Annotated in this window: 14 protein-coding genes and 1 pseudogene; 7 read left to right on the top strand and 8 right to left on the bottom strand. The window is 72.5% G+C overall.

The features are described 5' to 3' along the window. Position 1: 1 nt before the first annotated feature. The 4 genes and pseudogenes from ACQF4J_RS38810 to ACQF4J_RS38795 form a co-directional block, all read left to right on the top strand. Positions 2-880, top strand: a complete 879-nt coding sequence (locus ACQF4J_RS38810; RefSeq protein WP_351564940.1) for a carbohydrate ABC transporter permease — start codon at positions 2-4, stop codon at positions 878-880. Continuing rightward, positions 877-1,806, top strand: coding sequence for a carbohydrate ABC transporter permease (locus tag ACQF4J_RS38805; RefSeq protein WP_427167840.1), 930 nt, complete (start codon positions 877-879; stop codon positions 1,804-1,806). Before ACQF4J_RS38810 ends, ACQF4J_RS38805 begins: the two co-directional genes overlap by 4 nt. Positions 1,807-1,854: 48 nt before the next feature. Continuing rightward, complete coding sequence (locus tag ACQF4J_RS38800; RefSeq protein ID WP_427167839.1) at positions 1,855-4,065, top strand: beta-galactosidase; 2,211 nt, start codon at positions 1,855-1,857, stop codon at positions 4,063-4,065. A 3-nt stretch (positions 4,066-4,068) separates the two neighbouring features. Continuing rightward, a pseudogene (locus ACQF4J_RS38795) lies at positions 4,069-4,305 on the top strand (RICIN domain-containing protein); the annotation flags it as partial. A 226-nt stretch (positions 4,306-4,531) separates the two neighbouring features. Here the strand turns inward: ACQF4J_RS38795 and ACQF4J_RS38790 are convergent. From ACQF4J_RS38790 to ACQF4J_RS38780, 3 genes are all read right to left on the bottom strand, one after another. After that, positions 4,532-7,906 carry a pyruvate carboxylase gene (locus tag ACQF4J_RS38790; protein WP_351802721.1) on the bottom strand — a complete coding sequence of 1,125 codons (3,375 nt, stop codon included), beginning with the start codon at positions 7,904-7,906 and terminating at the stop codon, positions 4,532-4,534. A gap of 79 nt (positions 7,907-7,985) precedes the next feature. Further along, the gene (locus ACQF4J_RS38785) at positions 7,986-8,447 is read right to left on the bottom strand and encodes a (2Fe-2S)-binding protein (protein WP_351802652.1); all 462 of its coding nucleotides are present in this window, start codon (positions 8,445-8,447) and stop codon (positions 7,986-7,988) included. A 38-nt stretch (positions 8,448-8,485) separates the two neighbouring features. Further along, positions 8,486-10,561 carry a molybdopterin cofactor-binding domain-containing protein gene (locus ACQF4J_RS38780; protein ID WP_427168670.1) on the bottom strand — a complete coding sequence of 692 codons (2,076 nt, stop codon included), beginning with the start codon at positions 10,559-10,561 and terminating at the stop codon, positions 8,486-8,488. 182 nt (positions 10,562-10,743) lie between these two features. Here ACQF4J_RS38780 and ACQF4J_RS38775 point away from each other — a divergent pair, with 182 nt between their 5' ends. The 3 genes from ACQF4J_RS38775 (at position 10,744) to ACQF4J_RS38765 (ending at position 13,014) form a co-directional block, all read left to right on the top strand. Beyond that, on the top strand, positions 10,744-11,268 hold the full coding sequence (locus tag ACQF4J_RS38775; RefSeq protein WP_351564928.1) for a GNAT family N-acetyltransferase: 525 nt from the start codon (positions 10,744-10,746) through the stop codon (positions 11,266-11,268). A 63-nt stretch (positions 11,269-11,331) separates the two neighbouring features. Beyond that, the gene (locus ACQF4J_RS38770; RefSeq protein ID WP_427167838.1) at positions 11,332-11,691 is read left to right on the top strand and encodes a DUF779 domain-containing protein; all 360 of its coding nucleotides are present in this window, start codon (positions 11,332-11,334) and stop codon (positions 11,689-11,691) included. A 75-nt stretch (positions 11,692-11,766) separates the two neighbouring features. Continuing rightward, on the top strand, positions 11,767-13,014 hold the full coding sequence (locus ACQF4J_RS38765; RefSeq protein WP_427167837.1) for a phosphodiester glycosidase family protein: 1,248 nt from the start codon (positions 11,767-11,769) through the stop codon (positions 13,012-13,014). Between the two features lie 16 nt (positions 13,015-13,030). Here ACQF4J_RS38765 and ACQF4J_RS38760 read toward each other — a convergent pair whose 3' ends face one another. The 5 genes from ACQF4J_RS38760 to ACQF4J_RS38740 form a co-directional block, all read right to left on the bottom strand. Continuing rightward, a complete protein-coding gene (locus ACQF4J_RS38760) occupies positions 13,031-13,225 on the bottom strand; it encodes a hypothetical protein (protein ID WP_351564920.1) in 195 nt (64 codons plus the stop codon). Positions 13,226-13,327: 102 nt separating this feature from the next. Further along, on the bottom strand, positions 13,328-14,191 hold the full coding sequence (locus ACQF4J_RS38755) for a phosphatidylinositol-specific phospholipase C/glycerophosphodiester phosphodiesterase family protein (RefSeq protein WP_351564918.1): 864 nt from the start codon (positions 14,189-14,191) through the stop codon (positions 13,328-13,330). Positions 14,192-14,361: 170 nt separating this feature from the next. After that, positions 14,362-15,444, bottom strand: coding sequence for an acyl-CoA dehydrogenase family protein (locus ACQF4J_RS38750; protein WP_427167836.1), 1,083 nt, complete (start codon positions 15,442-15,444; stop codon positions 14,362-14,364). Next, on the bottom strand, positions 15,441-16,625 hold the full coding sequence (locus ACQF4J_RS38745; protein ID WP_351564912.1) for an acyl-CoA dehydrogenase family protein: 1,185 nt from the start codon (positions 16,623-16,625) through the stop codon (positions 15,441-15,443). The genes ACQF4J_RS38750 and ACQF4J_RS38745 overlap by 4 nt, the downstream gene beginning before the upstream one ends. Further along, the gene (locus ACQF4J_RS38740; protein ID WP_351564909.1) at positions 16,622-17,599 is read right to left on the bottom strand and encodes an NADPH:quinone oxidoreductase family protein; all 978 of its coding nucleotides are present in this window, start codon (positions 17,597-17,599) and stop codon (positions 16,622-16,624) included. Before ACQF4J_RS38740 ends, ACQF4J_RS38745 begins: the two co-directional genes overlap by 4 nt. Between the last annotated feature and the right edge of the window lie 74 nt (positions 17,600-17,673).

The following is a 17,673-nucleotide window of genomic DNA, read 5'->3' as shown; positions in this document are numbered from 1 at the left end:
CATGAGCGCAGTACGGCGTCAACGCTCGGCGGGGCCGCTGTTCGTCGCCCCGTTCCTCGTCCTGTTCCTGCTGCTCTTCCTCGCACCCCTCGGCTACGCCGCCTACCTCAGCCTCTTCCAGGAGCGGCTGATCGGCGGCACGGTCTTCGTCGGACTGGACAACTACGTCCAGGCCCTGGGCGACTCCCGGCTGCTGCACGGCCTCGGCCGGGTCGCGCTGTTCTTCGTCGTCCAGGTGCCCGTGATGCTGCTGCTCGCCCTGCTGTTCGCGCTCGCCCTGGACAGCGGGCTGCTGCGGCTGGCCCGGGTGATCAGGCTCGGCATCTTCGTGCCGTACGCGGTGCCCAGCGTGGTCGCCACCCTCATGTGGGGATATCTGTACGGCCCGGACTTCGGCCCGTTCGCCCAACTGGGCCGGAAGCTGGCCGTGCCGGTACCGCACTTCCTCAGCGACGGCTGGATGCTGGGCAGCCTCGCCAACATCGTGACCTGGGAGTTCGTCGGCTACAACATGATCATTCTGTACGCGGCCCTGCGGACGATCCCCCACGAGCTGTACGAGGCGGCCGCGGTGGACGGCGCCGGCGCCTGGCGGGTCGCCCGGTCGGTCAAGCTGCCGGCGCTGCGTCCGGCTCTCCTGCTCACCCTGCTGTTCTCCGTGATCGGCAGTTTCCAGCTCTTCAACGAGCCGAACCTGCTGATGAAGATCGCCCCCGACGTCATCAGCTCCTCCTACACCGCCAACCTCTACGCCTACTCCCTCGCCTTCACCGGCCAGCAGGTCGACTACGCGGCCACCGTCTCCTTCCTCCTCGGCCTCGTCATCGTGATCGCCTCCTACGGCGTCCTGCTCACCGCGAACCGCAGGAGGACACCGTGACCACCACGACTCCCGCCCCCGCGGCCGCGCCGACGGCCCCGGCACCCGTGCGCGCCGCCCGCACCAGGCGCCGCCGGGTGCGCCGCAGCACCCCCCTCACCATCGCGATGCTGGCGGCGCTCGCCTACTTCCTCCTCCCCCTGTGCTGGCTGCTGATCGCCTCGACGAAGAACACCCAGGACCTCGTCAACACCTTCGGCCTGTGGTTCTCGCACGCCCCGCAACTGCCGGCGAACATCGAGGACACCTTCACCCAGGACGACGGGGTCTTCCTGCACTGGCTGCTGAACACCGTGATGTACGCGGGTGTCAGCGCGGTCGGGGCCGCGCTGCTCGCCGCGGCCGGCGGGTACGGCTTCGCCAAGTTCTGCTTCCGCGGCGACCGGTTCGCCTTCAACCTCGTCCTCGGTGCCGTCATGGTGCCGGCCACGGCCCTGGCGATCCCGACCTATCTGCTCTTCGCGAAGGCGGGTCTGGTCAACACCCCGTGGGCGGTCATCCTGCCGTCCCTCGTCAACCCGTTCGGCCTGTACCTGATGCGCGTCTACGCTGCCGACGCCGTCCCGGACAGCATTCTGGAGGCCGCTCGCATCGACGGCGCGGGCGAGGCGCGGATCTTTTTCCGGATCGCGCTGCGCCTGCTGGCGCCGGGCCTGGTCACGGTCCTGCTGTTCACGCTGGTGGCGACCTGGAACAACTACTTCCTGCCGCTGATCATGCTGAACGACCCGAGCCTCTATCCGGTCACCGTCGGTCTCTCCTCCTGGGCCGCGCAGGCGCAGAACGGCGGGGCGGGCAGCAGCGGCGACATGCTCCCGCTCGTCGTGACCGGCTCCCTGCTGTCGATCGTCCCGCTCGTCGTGGCGTTCCTGCTGCTGCAGCGGTACTGGCAGAGCGGCCTGGCCGCGGGCAGCGTCAAGCAGTAGCCCTCCCTCGCTCCTTGCTCCCCTCTCCTCTTCCCGGAGGTCTTCTTCATGGCGGCTCTGCCTGCCCGTGTCCTGTTCGGCGCCGCGTACTACCACGAGTACCGACCCCCCTACGGCACCGCACAACCCGCCGAACGCCTCAAGGCCGACCTCGACCTGATGGCCGAGGCCCGCTTCACCGTGATCAGGGTGGGCGAATCGGTCTGGTCGACCTGGGAGCCGGAGAACGGTCGGTTCGAACTGGACTGGCTGCGACCGGTGTTGGACGGTGCGCACGAGCGCGGCATCTCCGTCGTCCTCGGCACGCCGACGTACGCCGTCCCGCCCTGGCTGGCCCGCCAGTATCCCGAGATCACCGGCGAACGGCGCACCGGCGAGCGCATCGGCTGGGGCGCCCGGCAGGAGGTGGACTTCACCCACCCCGCGTTCCGCTTCCACGCCGAGCGGGTGGTCCGTGCGATCGTCGGCCGGTACGCGGACCATCCCGCGGTCATCGGCTTCCAGGTGGACAACGAACCCGGCCTGGAGCTCCTGCACAACCACGGTGTCTTCCAGCGCTTCGTGGACCACCTGCGGCAGCAGTACGGCGACGTCGAGACCCTCAACCGCGAGTGGGGCCTGGTCTACTGGTCCCATCGCCTGTCCACCTGGGCCGACCTGTGGACGCCGGACGCCAACGCCCAGCCGCAGTACGACGTCGCCTGGCGGGAGTTCCAGGCCCGTCAGGTCACCGAGTTCATCGGCTGGCAGGCCGACATCGTCCGCGCGTACGCCCGCCCCGAGCAGTTCGTCACCACCTGCATCTCCTACACCCGTCCCGCGGTGGAGGACGACGAACTCACCGACTCCCTCGACATCGCCTCGGGCAATCCCTACTACGAGATGCAGGACGGCCTGCTGCTGCCCGATCCCACGCCCGAGGGCCACGAACAGGGCTGGAAGACCACGGGCGTGTGGGCGCTCTACCAGACCGCCGACTGGATGTTCTCCTCCCGCCAGGAACCCTTCCTGGTCACCGAGACCAACGCCGGGTCCATCGGCGAGCCGTGGCACAACCGGCCCGCCTACGACGGACAGTGGCGCCAGGCCGCCTGGGCGCTCGTCTCGCGCGGCGCCCGCATGATCGAGTACTGGCACTGGCACACCCTGCACTTCGGTGCCGAGACCTACTGGGGCGGCGTCCTCCCGCACACCGGCCGGCCCGGCCGGACGTACGCCGAACTCGCCCGCCTGGGTGCCGAGTTCGAGACCGCCGGCCCGCTGGTTGCGGGGATCGAACCGGACGCCGACATCACCCTGCTCCACTCGACGCCGAGCAAGTGGCTCATGGAGAAGTACCCGCCGCTGCCCGGGCCCCACGGCGAGCCCGACCCGGCCGCCTACCACCGCATCTTCGACCCGTTCCACCGCGGCGCCTTCGAGGCCGGCCGACAGGTCCGCATCGTCCACGCCCGCCAGTTGCACGACCCGCGCGGCGAGCGGGAGGGACTCTCGCCGCGGGAGGCCGTCTCCCGCCATCCGGTCCTCGTCGTACCGGCGTTCTACCTCGCCGCCGACTCCGCGCTCGACTGGCTGGCCGCCTACGCCGAGGCGGGCGGCCACCTGGTCCTGGGCCCGCGCACCGGCTACGCCGACCACGAGGCCCGGGCCCGCACCGAACCGGCGCCCGGGCGTCTGACGGAGGCCGCGGGGGTGTCGTACGACGAGTTCAGCAATCTGCTGCGGGACGTCCGCGTCCGTGCCGTCCCCGACGGGGAGTTGCGGCTGCCGGAGACGGCCACCGCCACGTACTGGGCCGACGGCCTCACCGTCACCGACGCCGACGTGCTGGTGACGTACGACCATCCGCACTTCGGCCGCTGGCCCGCCGTCACCACGCGCCGACACGGCCGAGGCCGCGTCACCCACGTCGGCACCGTGCCGGGGCGTGAGCTGGCCCGGGCGCTGGCCGCCTGGCTGGCGCCGCGGGCGCGCACCCCGTGGCAGGACCTCCCGGCGTCCGTCACCGCGACGACCGGCACGGCCGTCGACGGGCGCCGCCTCCACGTGGTCCACAACTGGAGCTGGGAACCGGCCACCGTCCAGGCACCGGCGGAGCTGTCCGACGTGCTGGACGGCAGCCGCCTCACCGCCGGCGCCACGGTGCGGCTCGGCGCGTGGGACGTGCGGGTCTTCGTCGGCGAGAGCGAGGTCGCCGTCGGCGGCGACCACACCGAGAGCAGCGGGAACAGCCGGAACACCGACCAGGAGGGTCGATGAACCGCGGCGGCGATCTGGACGGGGAACGCGACGGCGGGCCAGAGGATCGGCCAGTGGGTCGACAACAGCCCCACCGGCAGCTGGAACCTGATCAGGACCGCCGACGGCTACTACCGCCTCCAGGCGGCCCGGAACACCGGGCTCTATCTGACCGGCGAGTCCCCCGGGTCCCCGCTGACCCTGCGCAGCTCGGTGGCCGACGGCTCGCAGGAGTGGAGGCTCGTGCGCCGGCCCCACTGAGCGGCACGATCGAGGACCACGCCCACCGGGGTGTGCGGGATTCCTTCGGCCCCGGAGACGTGGTGTCCTTCGCGCCGCCCGAGCTGCCGTACTCGGGCCGCATCTGCGGCGCCCGGTACAACATCACCATGCTCGGCCCCGGCCTGCTGACCCAGGTGGCGGGGGACGTCTCCGGGTCCCCGGCGCCCGCTCTCGCGCGCACCGCCCCGTCGCCGGCTCCGTCGGTTCAGCCGATCTCGACCAGCAGGTCGCCGCCCTCCACCTGCTGGATGCGGTTGATCGCCAGCCGGTTCACCCGTCCCGCCCGGGACGCGGTGATCGCGGCCTCCATCTTCATCGCCTCGATCGTGGCCACGGTCGCCCCCGCGTCTACCTCGTCGCCCTCGGCGACCGCGAGCGTGACCACACCGGCGAACGGCGCCGCCACATGGCCGGGGTTGGACCGGTCGGCCTTCTCGGTGACCGGGACGTCCGAGGCGGCGGCCTTGTCGCGCACCTGGATCGGGCGCAGCTGGCCGTTCAGGGTGGACATCACGGTGCGCAGGCCGCGCTCGTCTGCCTCGCCGACGGCCTCCAGCTCGATGAGCAGCCGGACGCCGGGTTCGAGGTCGACGGCGTACTCCTTGCCCGGGCGCAGACCGTAGAAGAAGTCCTTGCTGTCCAGGACGCTGGTGTCGCCGTAGGCCTGGCGGTGGGTGTCGAACTCGCGCGTCGGGCCGGGGAAGAGCAGCCGGTTGAGGGTCGCGCGGGGCTCCTTGGCGAGGCCCTCGCGGTCCTCCGGCGTCAGCTCCTGCACCGGCCTGGGCTGCGCACGGCCCTCCAGCGCCCGGCTGCGGAAGGGCTCCGGCCAGCCGCCGGGCGGGGTGCCCAGCTCTCCGCGCAGGAAGCCGATCACCGAGTCGGGGATGTCGAACCTGTTCGGCGTCGCCTCGAAGTCCTCCGGGGTGACGTCGGCGCCGACGAGGTGCAGGGCGAGGTCGCCGACCACCTTGGACGACGGGGTGACCTTGACCAGCCGGCCGAGCATGCGGTCGGCGGCCGCGTACATCGACTCGATCTCCTCGAAGCGGTCGCCGAGGCCGAGCGCGACGGCCTGGGTGCGCAGGTTGGAGAGCTGGCCGCCGGGGATCTCGTGGTGGTAGACGCGCCCGGTCGGGGAGGCGAGACCCGCCTCGAAGGGGGCGTAGATCTTGCGGACGCTCTCCCAGTACGGCTCCAGGTCGCCGACGGCCTGGAGGTCGAGGCCGGTGGGCCGCTCGGAGTGGTCTGTGGCGGCGACGATCGCGGACAGGGACGGCTGGGAGGTCGTGCCGGCCATCGAGGCGACCGCGCCGTCCACCGCGTCGGCGCCCGCCTGGATGGCGGCGAGGTAGGTGGCGAGCTGGCCGCCCGCCGTGTCGTGGGTGTGCAGGTGGACCGGCAGGTCGAACTCGCGGCGCAGCGCCGAGACGAGCTTCGCCGCGGCGGGGGCGCGCAGCAGTCCGGCCATGTCCTTGATCGCCAGGATGTGCGCGCCGGCCGCGACGATCTGCTCGGCCAGCCGCAGGTAGTAGTCCAGCGTGTACAGGCGCTCGTTCGGGTCGGACAGGTCCGAGGTGTAGCAGAGGGCGACCTCGGCGACCGCGGTGCCCGTCTCGCGTACGGCGTCGATGGCGGGGCGCATCTGGCCGACGTCGTTGAGGGCGTCGAAGATACGGAAGATGTCGATGCCGGTGGCGGCGGCCTCGTGCACGAAGGCGTCGGTGACCTCCGTCGGGTACGGGGTGTAGCCGACGGTGTTGCGGCCGCGCAGCAGCATCTGCAGGCAGAGGTTGGGGACGGCCTCGCGCAGGGCGGCCAGCCGCTCCCAGGGGTCCTCGGCGAGGAAGCGCAGGGCGACGTCGTACGTCGCGCCGCCCCAGCACTCCAGGGAGAGCAGCTCGGGCAGTGTGCGGGCGACGACCGGTGCCACGGCCAGCAGGTCCTTCGTGCGCACCCGGGTGGCGAGCAGGGACTGGTGGGCGTCGCGGAACGTGGTGTCGGTGATGCCGATGGTCGGCGACTCGCGCAGGGCGCGGGCGAAGCCCTCGGGGCCGAGCTCCACGAGCTTCTGGCGGGAGCCGGCCGGGGGCTCACCGGCGGGCAGCGGGGGCAGCTTGGTGACCGGTTCGATCAGCTCGGGCCGTTCGCCGTGCGGCTTGTTGACCGTGACGTCGGCGAGGTAGGTGAGCAGCTTGGTGCCGCGGTCGGCCGAGGAGCGGGCGGTCAGCAGGTGCGGGCGCTGCTCGATGAACGAGGTCGTCACCCGCCCTGCCTGGAAGTCCGGGTCGTCCAACACCGCTTGCAGGAACGGGATGTTGGTGGCCACGCCGCGGATGCGGAATTCGGCGACCGCGCGCCGGGCCCGTCCGATGGCGGCCTTGAAGTCCCGTCCGCGGCAGGTGAGTTTGACCAGCATCGAGTCGAAGTGCGCGCTGATCTCCGTACCGGCGTGGGTGGTTCCGCCGTCGAGACGGATGCCGGAGCCGCCGGGCGAGCGGTAGGCGCTGATGCGCCCGGTGTCGGGGCGGAAGCCGTTGGCGGGGTCCTCGGTGGTGATACGGCACTGCAGGGCCGCGCCGTGCAGCTTCACCGTCTCCTGGGAGAGGCCGAGGTCGGCGAGGGTCTGGCCGGAGGCGATGCGCAGCTGGGCCTGGACGAGGTCGACGTCGGTGACCTCCTCGGTGACCGTGTGCTCGACCTGGATGCGCGGGTTCATCTCGATGAAGACGTGGTTGCCGTCGCGGTCGAGGAGGAACTCGACGGTGCCGGCGTTGCGGTAGCCGATCTCGCGCGCGAAGCGGACCGCGTCGGCGCAGATCCGGTCCCGCAGCCCGGGGTCGAGGTTGGGCGCGGGCGCCATCTCGATGACCTTCTGGTGGCGGCGCTGGAGGGAGCAGTCGCGCTCGAAGAGGTGGATGACGTTGCCCTGGCCGTCCGCGAGGATCTGCACCTCGATGTGGCGGGGGTCGACGACGGCCTTCTCCAGGAAGACGGTCGGGTCTCCGAAGGCGGAGGCGGCCTCGCGGGACGCGGCCTCGATGGACTCGCGGAGCTGGGCCGGGGCCTCGACGCGGCGCATGCCGCGCCCGCCGCCGCCGGCGACCGCCTTCACGAAGACGGGGAAGCCGATCTCCTCGGCGGCGCGGACGAGTTCGTCCACGTCGGTGGAGGGCTGGGAGGACCCGAGCACCGGGACACCGGCCGCGCGGGCGGCGGCCACGGCTCGGGCCTTGTTGCCGGTGAGCTCCAGCGTCTGCGCGTTCGGCCCGACGAAGGTGATGCCCGCCTCCTCGCAGGCCTTGGCCAGCTCGGGGTTCTCCGACAGGAAGCCGTAGCCCGGATAGACGGCGTCCGCGCCGGCCCTGCGCGCGGCGCGGACGATCTCCTCGACCGACAGGTAGGCCCGCACGGGGTGGCCGGGCTGGCCGATCTCGTAGGCCTCGTCGGCCTTGAGCCGGTGCAACGAGTTGCGGTCCTCGTGCGGGAAGACGGCGACCGTCCGCGCGCCCAGCTCATAGCCGGCGCGGAACGCCCTGATCGCGATCTCACCACGGTTGGCGACCAGCACCTTGCGGAACATCACCGCTCCCTTCAGCCTGCCGACGAACGTCCCCCATGGTGTCGGTGCCATGCGCCCGTGGCCATGTGACCCGGGCCACTCAGGGGGTGATTTTCGTGGCCGCCTTGTTGATCGCCTCACGGATGCGGGCGTAGGTGCCGCAGCGGCAGACGTTCTCGATGCCGTCGATGTCGGCGTCGGTGGGGTGGCGCGTCTTCTTCAGCAGGGCGACGGCGGCCATGATCTGCCCCGGCTGGCAGAAGCCGCACTGGGAGACGTCGCAGTCGAGCCAGGCCTGCTGCACGGGGTGCAGGGTGTCGCCGTCGGCCAGGCCCTCGATGGTGGTGACCTTCCGGTCCGCGCAGTCCTTGACCTTGACGACGCAGGGCTGGATCTCCTCTCCGTCGAGATGGCTGGTGCAGGCCCGGCAGACGCCGACGCCGCAGCCGTACTTGGGGCCGGTGACGTGCAGCAGGTCGCGCAGCACCCACAGCAGCGGCATGTCGGACGGGGCCTCGACGGTGACCTTCTCGCCGTTGAGGACGAAGGAGTAGGACGGCATCGGCACCTTCTCGAAGAGGGTCAGAGGTTCGCAGAGGGTCAGAAGTTGAGCGGGAAGCGGCGGGGTCTGCTGCCGGTCGCCCGGGCGTAGGCGTTGGCGACGGCTCCGGAGGCGGCGGGTACGCCGAGTTCGCCCGCGCCGCCGGGCTCGGCCGTGGACGGCATGATGTGCGCCTCGAAGTGCAGCGGGGCGTGCCGCTGGCGGGCCCAGTGGAAGTCGGCGAAGCTGCCCTCGCGCACGGCGCCCCGGTCGATGTGCAGCCCGGCGCTCAGCACCGTGGAGATCCCGTCGACGGCCGTGCCCATGAGCTGGGCCTGAAGGCCGCGCGGGTTGACGGCCGTGCCGACGTCGGCGGCCATCACGACCTTGACGACCCGTGGCCTCTTCGGGTCGGTGGCGTCGATCTCGGCGAGGCAGGCCACGCAGGAGCCGTACTCCTCGTGGACGGCGACGCCCTGTCCGTGTCCGGCGGGCAGGGGCGCGTTCCAGCTCCCCGCCTCGGCGACCTTGTCGAGTACGGCCCGCACGGCCTTGCTCCGCAGGGTCGTACGACGGAAGGCGACGGGGTCGACGCCCAGGCTGTCGGCGATCTCGTCGACGAGGATCTCCTCCGCGGTGCGCATCGTCCCGGAGTCCACCGAGCGCCAGGCGCCGACCGGCATCGCGAGTTCGACACCGCCCGAGTCCCCCGACAGACGGCCGAAGTTGTACAGCCCGGAGTCGCTGGGTGCGGGGCGGGCCGCCGGCCGGACGAACAGCGCCTGCTCGGCGCCGCCCTTCTTGCCGTACGACTCGTTCACCGAGGCCATGGCGTGGGCGAAGGCGATGACGCGGCCGTCCTTGTGGCTGGCGCGGACGCGGTGGTGGGTGGCGGGGCGCATCCGGCCGTGGCGGGTGTCGTCGTTGCGGCTCCACATGAGCTTGACCGGCCGGCCGGCCGCCTTGGAGATCAGGGCGGCCTCGACGGCGGCCTCATGGGTCAGCCGTCGTCCGAAGGAGCCTCCGCCGCGCGTGACGTGGACCGTCACCTTGGAGGCGGGCAGGCCGACCGCGGAGGCGATGTCGTCGCGGGCCCCCATGGGGCCCTGGGCGGAGAACCACATCTCGGCCCGGTGGGCGCGCACGTCCGCGATCGCGGTCAGCACCTCCATCGGAGCGTGGCTGACGAAGGCGAACTCGAACTCGCCCTCCACCTGCTTCGACCCGCGCGGCGGCGAACCGAGCTTGGGGACGGCGGCCTTGAGCCGGGAGCGGATGCCCGCGTCGGACAGGGAGCCCAGCGGACCCGGCGCCCACTTGACCTTCAGGGCGTCGCGGGCCTGGAAGGCGTGGTGGAAGGTCTCGGCCACGACGGCGATCCCGCCGGGAACCCGTACGACCGCGTGGACACCCGGCATGGCACGGGCGGCGCGGTCGTCGACCGTGACCACCCTCCCCCCGAGCGTCGGCGGCCTGGCCACGACCGTCGGCTTCGCGCCGGCCACGTGCAGGTCGCCGGCGTAGGTGGCCCTGCCGGTGACGATGTCCCGGCCGTCGACGCGGTTCGTGGGCCTGCCGATCAGCTTGTGCCGGGAGGCCGGCTTGGGCCGGTCGGACACGGAGGTGCGGCGCACCCGGGCGGCGCTCGCGCTCAGCGAACCGAAGGTGGCTCTGCGGCCGTCGGGGGCGATGACCTCGGTGTCCTTGGTCCGCAGGCTCCAGGCGGGGACCCGCCAGCGCCGGGCGGCCGCGGTCACCAGGCGCGCGCGTGCCGTGGCCGCCAGCCGCCGGGCCGGGTCGTACAGCGAGCGGACGGAGTCCGAGCCGCCGGTGTTCTGGTTGCCCTTGGTCCGGGCGTCCGCGAGGGGGATGTCGACGTCGTCGAGGCGGGCGTCCAGTTCCTCGGCGATCATCATGGCGACGGCGGTCGTGATGCCCTGGCCGACCTCGACCCGGGGCAGTCGTACGACCACCTTGTTCTCCCGGGTGACCTCCAGGACCAGCATCTCGTCGTCGGTGCCGGTCACCACCGTGTCGGCCGGCGCGCCGGCGGGTTCGGACCCCTGGGCCGTCGAGGTGTCGCAGCCGAGCGGGGCGGCCACGGTGAGGGTGACCGTGGACAGGGAGTACACCATGAACCGGCGGCGGGATACCGTGCGCGGTCCGGCGGCGGAGGCCTCGATGCCGTCCAACAGACACTCCTCGATCGTGTCGGCCACTACGTCAACCGATAGGAGGGTCCGACCGCCCTCCAGGTTCCCTCCCGACTCCTGGGCGGTTCGGCGGAGTCCGTGGGTCCCCGGGATACTGGCCGGTCATGACGACCGACAAGCCCCGCGTCAGGCGACGCACCGACCACGATCTCGAGGCCTGCGTGGCGGCTCTCGCCGCCGTGCACCGGCACAGCGGCTACCCGGTCAACTGGCCGCCCCGTCCGGCCGACTGGCTCACCCCGCACTCGATGGAGGCCGCCTGGGTGGCCGAACACGACGGCCGGGTCGTCGGGCACGTGGAGCTGTCCCGTCCCAACGGCGGGGACGTGGCGCCCGGCCTGTGGAGCGCCCGCGCCGGGGTCGGCGTGGACTCCACCGCCGTCGTGGGCCGCCTGTTCGTGTCGCCCGCCGCGCACGGGCACGGACTCGGCGCCGCCCTGATGGCCCGGGCCGTCGCGGAGGCCCGGGCGCGCGGGCTGCACCCCGTGCTCGACGTCGTCGTCTCCAACACGGCGGCCACGGCCCTGTACGAGCGGCTCGGTTGGGAGCTGCTGGCCGTCGTGGAGCAGCGCTGGGCGCCGGACCAGCTGGTCTCCCTGGGGTGTTGGGCGGCCCCCTGGAGCACGTAGGGCGCCGCGCGCCGGGTGGTTCCGCAACCCTCTCGCAACCTTGTCCGTGGTGCCCTGGACGGCATGGACGAGGAGATCCCGCGCGTCGAACTCACCCCGGCCGCCGCCGACCTGCTGCGCGCCCTGCGGGCCACTCACGGCCCGCTGATGTTCCATCAGTCCGGCGGCTGCTGCGACGGCAGCGCGCCCATGTGCTACCCGGAGGGCGAGTTCCGCACCGGTGACTCCGACGTCCTGCTGGCGGAGCTGGAGGTGGAGGGGGTGCCGGAGCCGGTGACGTTCTGGATGTCGCGCAGCCAGTACGCGGCCTGGAGCCACACCCGGCTGATCGTGGACGTCGTGACCGGACGCGGCAGCGGTTTCTCGCTGGAGGCACCCGAGGGAGTGCGTTTTCTCACCCGTTTTCGCGTAGTCGACACGTAGTCGCTGCGCGGACCACCGCGGTCTGCTGCACTTCCCCTGAGAGTTTGGAGAGTTGACGAGACCTCAGGGGGCAGAGTGACGCGCCGTCAGAAGCGTTCCACGGCAGGCAGATCCGGCAGATCCGTACTCTCGTTCGTCACCGTACTCGGCGCGCTGGCCGGTGCGGCCCTGGTGGGGGCGGCACCGGCCGGCGCCGTACCCACGGCCACCGCGATCGCGCGGGGTGTCACCTACCGGCAGTTCGACGTCCAGGGGAGCAAGGGGCCGGCCCACGCGCACCTGCTCACCGTCGACCTGCGCAGTCCGCGCGTACGGCTCGGTCTGCTGTATCCGGGGGCGGTCGCCGCCCGGGCCACGGTCTCCCGGCTGGCCGACACGCAGGGCGCCGTCGCCGGCGTCAACGGCGACTTCTTCAACATCTCGGAGACCCAGCACCCGGGCGTAGAGGCAACGGGATCCACCGACGGGCCCGCGATCGCCGCCGAGCACGTGCTGAAGGCGGCGGTGCCCGACAGCCAGCGCTTCGGCCCGGCACTGCCGCCCGGCACCAGCACCGAGGACGTGTTCGGCGTGGGCGTCGACCGCAGGGCCCGGCTGGACGGCCTGCAACTCAAGGGCACGATCCGCACCCCGGCCGGCCGCCTGCCGCTGGGCGGCCTGAACCAGTTCGCGCTGCCCGAGAACTCGATCGGCGCGTTCACCTCGGACTGGGGCGCGGTCTCCCGGGTCCGCGCGACCTGCGGCACGGACACCGACCGGGGCGCCGCGTGCAGCAAGGACACCTACGAGGTCACCGTCCGCCGCGGCCGGGTCGTGGCGGCGGCCGACACCCCGGGCGGGGGCGCCATCGCCGCGGGCACGACGGTGCTCGTCGGCCGGGAGGAGGGCGCACGGCAGCTGCGGAAGTTCGCCGAGGGCGAGTCGGTGAAGGTCACGCGCCGCCTGGTCGCGGCCCACTCCAAGATCCCCTACCGCTTCGCCCTCGGCGGCTACCCCGTCCTCCGGCACGGACAGCCGCTGCCCGGACTGGACGGCACGACAGCGGCCGTACGCACCGCCGTCGGCATCGCGGACGGCGGCAGGCGGCTGCTGCTGTTCGCGCTGGACGGCGCGCCCGACTACCGCAAGGGCCTGACGATCGCCGAAGTGGCGTCCGAAATGCGGGAGTTGGGCGCGGCGGACGCCTTCAGTCTGGACGGCGGCGGCTCGACCACGCTGGTCGCGCGCGCCCCGGGCGCGAGCACCGTGACCGTGCGCAACCACCCTTCCGGCGACGCGGAACGCCCGGTGCCGAACGGCATCGGGGTGTTCACGACGCCCTGACCGCGACCGGCCGGACTCAGGGGCGCAGGCTGCCGACGATGTCGGCGGTCGCCGTGATGCCGCTGTGGATGGTGGGCGCCATGCTCGTGCCGGCGAGGAGGAACCCGAGCAGCGCGCAGACCAGGGCATGGGAGACCTTCAACCCGCCGCTGCGCAGGAAGATCACCGCCAGGATCAGGAGCAGCAGCACCGCAGAGATGGAAATCGCCATCGTCAACCTCCTCCGCCACGCCCGTTTCGCGGCGTTCGGCCGCAAGTGTGGCGTAGCGGAGGGCCGGTCGGCACGGCTGACCTGTCCGCCGAACGTGTGGTTCTACGCCGTCCTGTGGGCGTCGAGGAAGGCTTCGAGACCGGCGAGGTCGTCGGTGTTGAAGTAGTCGACGCCGGCGTCCAGCAGTTCGGTCCACAGCGCGTCCCGGGCGGGCCCGGCCAGGTCCGGGGTGTTCCAGAAGCGGACCTTCTGTCCGGCCGCGTGCGCCCGGGCGAGGATCGCGCGCAGCTTCTGCCGCTCGGTGTCGGGGAAGACGCCCTCGCCCAGCCACGTGAAGTTCAGCTGCCAGTTGTCGCTGATCAGCGGGGCGAAGGAGGCGGGCGCGGAGGTGCCGAGGTCGGTGAGCCGGCCGTCGTAGAAGGCGCGGCGCACGCTCTGCGCCTCCATGGGCGTGCGGGCTGCCCGGTCACCGGAGACGACGTTGGTGACCGGGCCGGGGTACACCCGGCCGTGGGCGTAGGTCGTGAACAGGTGCCGGTAGCGGCGGAGATGGCGGTCGAGTTCGAGGTAGGTCGAGGAGCCCTCGGTCTTGATGTCGATCAGCAGTTGCAGTGGCTTGCGGTAACCGCGGTACACGGAGCCGTGGTTGGCCTTGACCAGGGCCGCCAGCGGGTCGAGGTAGAGCGATTCCAGGGTGCGGGTCGGGTCGAGGTCGCTCTCGGTGTGGCCGATCAGGAGCTGGTCGCCGACGAGGAAGATGTCGGCCTCGACGCTGCCGAAGCGGTGGTCGAGGGCGTCGAAGAGGGGGCGGGGGTGCTCGTAGTCGTTGTGGGCGTGGGCGCGCCACAACGGGGCCTTGCGGTGCCCGCGTTCGGCGGCGAACGCGCTGCCCGCGGGTGGGGCGAGGACGGCTGCGAGTGTGGCGCCGAAGGCGGTGAGGGCTCTGCGGCGGGTGACGAGGGCCATGTTCTGCCTCCCTGTGGGGCGGGTCGGAACCACAGGGAGTATGGGGCCGCCGAGGCCCCAAAGTATCTGTACGTGCCAGGAGTTGGCCGGACCGCCGTCGTCCGTTCACTCCTCGCGCCGAGCGCACGAAGAAGCCCGCCCCAGGTGGGGCGGGCTTCACCGGGTGATGCTCAGGGGGTCTGCAGGTCGACCAGTTCGGCCACCGCGGACCGGTGGGCGCCGGCCGTGCCGTACGCGATCGAGTCGGCCTTGGCGCGCTTGAGGTACAGATGGATCGGGTGCTCCCAGGTCATACCGATGCCGGCGTGCAGTTGCAGCGCCTCCTCGGCGGCGTGCACGGCGACGGGCGCCGCGTAGGCCTGGGCGACGGCGACGGCCAGGTCGACGTCCTCACCGTTCGCGAGCGCGTCGGCGGCGTTGCGGGCGGCGGCGCGGAGGTTGACGACCTCCAGCCACAGCTGGGCGAGCCGGTGCTTGAGCGCCTGGAACCCGCCGACGGGCCGGTTGAACTGCTTGCGCTCCTTGAGGTAGCGCACCGTCTCGGTCAACGCCCACTCGGCGACGCCGAGTTGCTCGGAGGCGAGCAGTCCGGCGCCGGCGCGCAGGGCCCGCCGCACGGCGGGCTCGGCGTCGCCGAGGCGGCGGCCGGGGGCGCCGGCCAGGACGACGTCGGCCAGCGGCCGGGTGAGGTCGAGGGAGGCCTGCGGGGTGACGCCGGCGTCGGACGCCTCCACCGCGTACAGCCCGCCGTCCTCGGCCGGCACGAGCAGGACGTCGGCCGCCGCGGCGTCCGCGATGCCGGTCAGCTCCCCGTGCAGGGTGCCGTTCTCCAGCCGTACGGCGGGAAAGGCGGTCCCCGGAGCCCGGTGCAGCCCGACCGCGAGGGCCGCGACCGTCCGCCCCGTGGCCAGCCGGCCGAGCAACTCCTCGTCCCCGCACTCCAGCAGGGCCTCGGTGGCGACGACGGCGCTGGTGAGGTACGGCACGGGGGCGACGGCCCGCCCCAGCTCCTCCAGGACGACGGCGACCTCGCGGTGGGTGGCGCCCTGTCCGCCCTGTGCCTCGGGCACCAGCAGGCCCGCGAGACCCATGCCGTCGGCGAGCGCCTTCCAGGCGGCGGGGTCGTGCGGGGCGTCGGACTCGGTGCGCGCGATGACGCCGGGCGCGTCGCAGTGGTCGGCGAGCAGATCCCGCACGGCGGACCGGAGCGCCTCTTCCTCCTCGGAGTAGAGCAGATCCGTCTGTGTGCTCATCGGGCGAGGTCCTTCCAGGCGACGTCCTTGTCGGTGCGCGGCTCGGCGGGCAGGCCAAGGACGCGCTCGGCGACGATGTTCAGCAGGACCTCGCTGGTCCCGCCCTCGATGCTGTTGCCCTTGGAGCGGAGGTAGCGGTAGCCGGCGTCGCGGCCGGTGAAGTCCACCAGCTCGGGCCGCCGCATGGTCCAGTCGTCGTACAACAGGCCCTCTTCGCCGCGGAGTTCGACCTCCAGGCCGCTGATCTCCTGGTTGAGGCGGGCGAAGGCGAGCTTCATGCCGGCGCCCTCCGGGCCGGGCTGGCCGGCGACGAGCTGCTGGCGCAGGCGCTCGGCGGTGAGGCGGGCGACCTCGGACTCGACCCACAGTTTCAGCAGCCGCTGGTGCAGGTCGTGGGTGCGCAGTTCGGGCCGCTCGCGCCAGGTCTTCGCGACCGGGCCGATCATGCCGCCCTCGCGGGGCAGCCGCATGCCGCCGATGGCGACGCGCTCGTTGTTGAGCGTGGTCTGCGCGACCCGCCAGCCGTCGCCGACCTCGCCGAGGCGGCGGGAGTCGGGGATGCGGACGTCGGTGAGGAAGACCTCGTTGAACTCGGCCTCGCCGGTGATCTGCCGCAGCGGGCGGACCTCTACGCCGGGGTCGGTCATGTCGCACAGGAAGTAGGTGATGCCCGCGTGCTTGGGCACGTCCGGGTCGGTGCGGGCGATGAGGATGGCCCAGCGGGCGAGGTGGGCGCTGGAGGTCCACACCTTCTGCCCGTTGACGACCCAGTCCGCGCCCTCGCGCACGGCGCGCGTGCCGAGCGCCGCGAGGTCGGAGCCGGCGCCGGGCTCGCTGAAGAGCTGGCACCAGACCTCCTCGCCGGTCCACAGGGGCCGCAGGTACCGCTGCTTCTGTTCCTCGGTGCCGTACTTCAGGATGGTCGGCGCGGCCATGCCCAGGCCGATGCCGATCCGGCGGGGGTCGTTGTCGGGGGCGCCTGCGGCCTCCAGCTCGGCGTCCACGACGATCTGCAGGGAGCGGGGCGCGCCGAGGCCGCCGAGGCCCTGCGGGTAGTGCACCCACGCCAGTCCCGCGTCGAAGCGGGCGCGCAGGAAGTCCGTCCGGTCGGTCGTGGCCGGCGGATGTGCCTCCAGCAACTCGGCGGTGCGGCGCCGGAGTTCGGCTGCGTCGACGGTCATGCGGCGGCTCCGTTCGCAAGGGACGGGACGACGACGACCCGGCCGGTGGTGACGCCGTCGGCGACGCGCTGCACGGCGGCGGCCGCCTCGCCGAGCGGCACGCGCTCGCTCACCAGCGGCTTGATGGCGCCCCGGGCGGCCAGTTCGGTGAGCTGCTCGTGGCAGTGCAGGACCAGCTTCGGGTTCTTGGTGTTGTACAGGCCCCAGTGCAGGCCCAGGATCGAGTAGTTCTTCACCAGGGCGTGGTTGAGGCCCGGGCTGGGGATGCCGCCGCTGGCGAAGCCGACGACCACGATCCGGCCCTCGAAGGCGACGACCTTGGTGGACTGGGTGTAGGCGTCGCCGCCCACCGGGTCGTAGATCACGTCGGCGCCCCGGCCGCCGGTCGCCTCCTTGACCGCGGCGACGACGTCCTCGCTCTTGCGGTCGACGACCACGTCACAGCCCAACTCGCGGGCCACGGCGGCCTTTTCGGCGCCGCCGACGACACCGATGACCGTGGCGCCGGCCGCCTTGCCGAGCTGTACGGCCGCGCTGCCGACCCCTCCCGCGGCAGCGTGGACGAGCAGCGTCTCGCCGGCCTCCAGACGGGCGCGGCGGTGGAGGCCGAACCAGCCGGTCTGGTAGCCGATGTGCAGCGCGGCGGCCTCGGCGTCGTCCAGCGAGTCGGGCGCGGGGAGTACGGCGGCGGCGTCCGCGACGGCGTACTCGGCGAAGCCGCCGTACGGCAGGGCGGGGTTGGCCAGCACCCGGCGGCCGTCCTCCGTCTCGCCGCAGATCTCCACGCCCGGCGTGAACGGCAGCGGCGGGCGGACCTGGTAGTGGCCGCGGGCCATCAGCACGTCCGGGAAGTTGATGTTGGCGGCCCGCACCTTCAGCAGCACCTGGCCGTCGCCGGGGGTGGGCGCCTGGACGTCCTGGAGCCGCATCACCTCACTCGGCTCGCCGAGCTCGTGCACTTGCCATGCCTGCATGCGGTGCCTCCACGGGACAGCGTCGTCGGACCGGGGTCTTGACCGGGATCCATCGCATACTAAGCGGTCGCTTG

This window comes from Streptomyces sp. C1-1 (genome assembly GCF_050214755.1).
GTDB lineage: Bacteria > Actinomycetota > Actinomycetes > Streptomycetales > Streptomycetaceae > Streptomyces.
Note: the sequence above shows the minus strand (reverse complement) of the source record. Positions and strands in the feature narration are given on the sequence as shown.

Coding starts and splice junctions, on each gene's coding strand:
- ACQF4J_RS38750 (WP_427167836.1), bottom strand. CDS start 15,444: ATGAGCACACAGACGGATCTGCTCTACTCCGAGGAGGAAGAGGCGCTC.
- ACQF4J_RS38775 (WP_351564928.1), top strand. CDS start 10,744: ATGACGACCGACAAGCCCCGCGTCAGGCGACGCACCGACCACGATCTC.
- ACQF4J_RS38810 (WP_351564940.1), top strand. CDS start 2: ATGAGCGCAGTACGGCGTCAACGCTCGGCGGGGCCGCTGTTCGTCGCC.
- ACQF4J_RS38800 (WP_427167839.1), top strand. CDS start 1,855: ATGGCGGCTCTGCCTGCCCGTGTCCTGTTCGGCGCCGCGTACTACCAC.
- ACQF4J_RS38780 (WP_427168670.1), bottom strand. CDS start 10,561: ATGGTGTACTCCCTGTCCACGGTCACCCTCACCGTGGCCGCCCCGCTC.
- ACQF4J_RS38745 (WP_351564912.1), bottom strand. CDS start 16,625: ATGACCGTCGACGCAGCCGAACTCCGGCGCCGCACCGCCGAGTTGCTG.
- ACQF4J_RS38790 (WP_351802721.1), bottom strand. CDS start 7,906: ATGTTCCGCAAGGTGCTGGTCGCCAACCGTGGTGAGATCGCGATCAGG.
- ACQF4J_RS38770 (WP_427167838.1), top strand. CDS start 11,332: ATGGACGAGGAGATCCCGCGCGTCGAACTCACCCCGGCCGCCGCCGAC.
- ACQF4J_RS38760 (WP_351564920.1), bottom strand. CDS start 13,225: ATGGCGATTTCCATCTCTGCGGTGCTGCTGCTCCTGATCCTGGCGGTG.
- ACQF4J_RS38740 (WP_351564909.1), bottom strand. CDS start 17,599: ATGCAGGCATGGCAAGTGCACGAGCTCGGCGAGCCGAGTGAGGTGATG.
- ACQF4J_RS38785 (WP_351802652.1), bottom strand. CDS start 8,447: ATGCCGTCCTACTCCTTCGTCCTCAACGGCGAGAAGGTCACCGTCGAG.
- ACQF4J_RS38755 (WP_351564918.1), bottom strand. CDS start 14,191: ATGGCCCTCGTCACCCGCCGCAGAGCCCTCACCGCCTTCGGCGCCACA.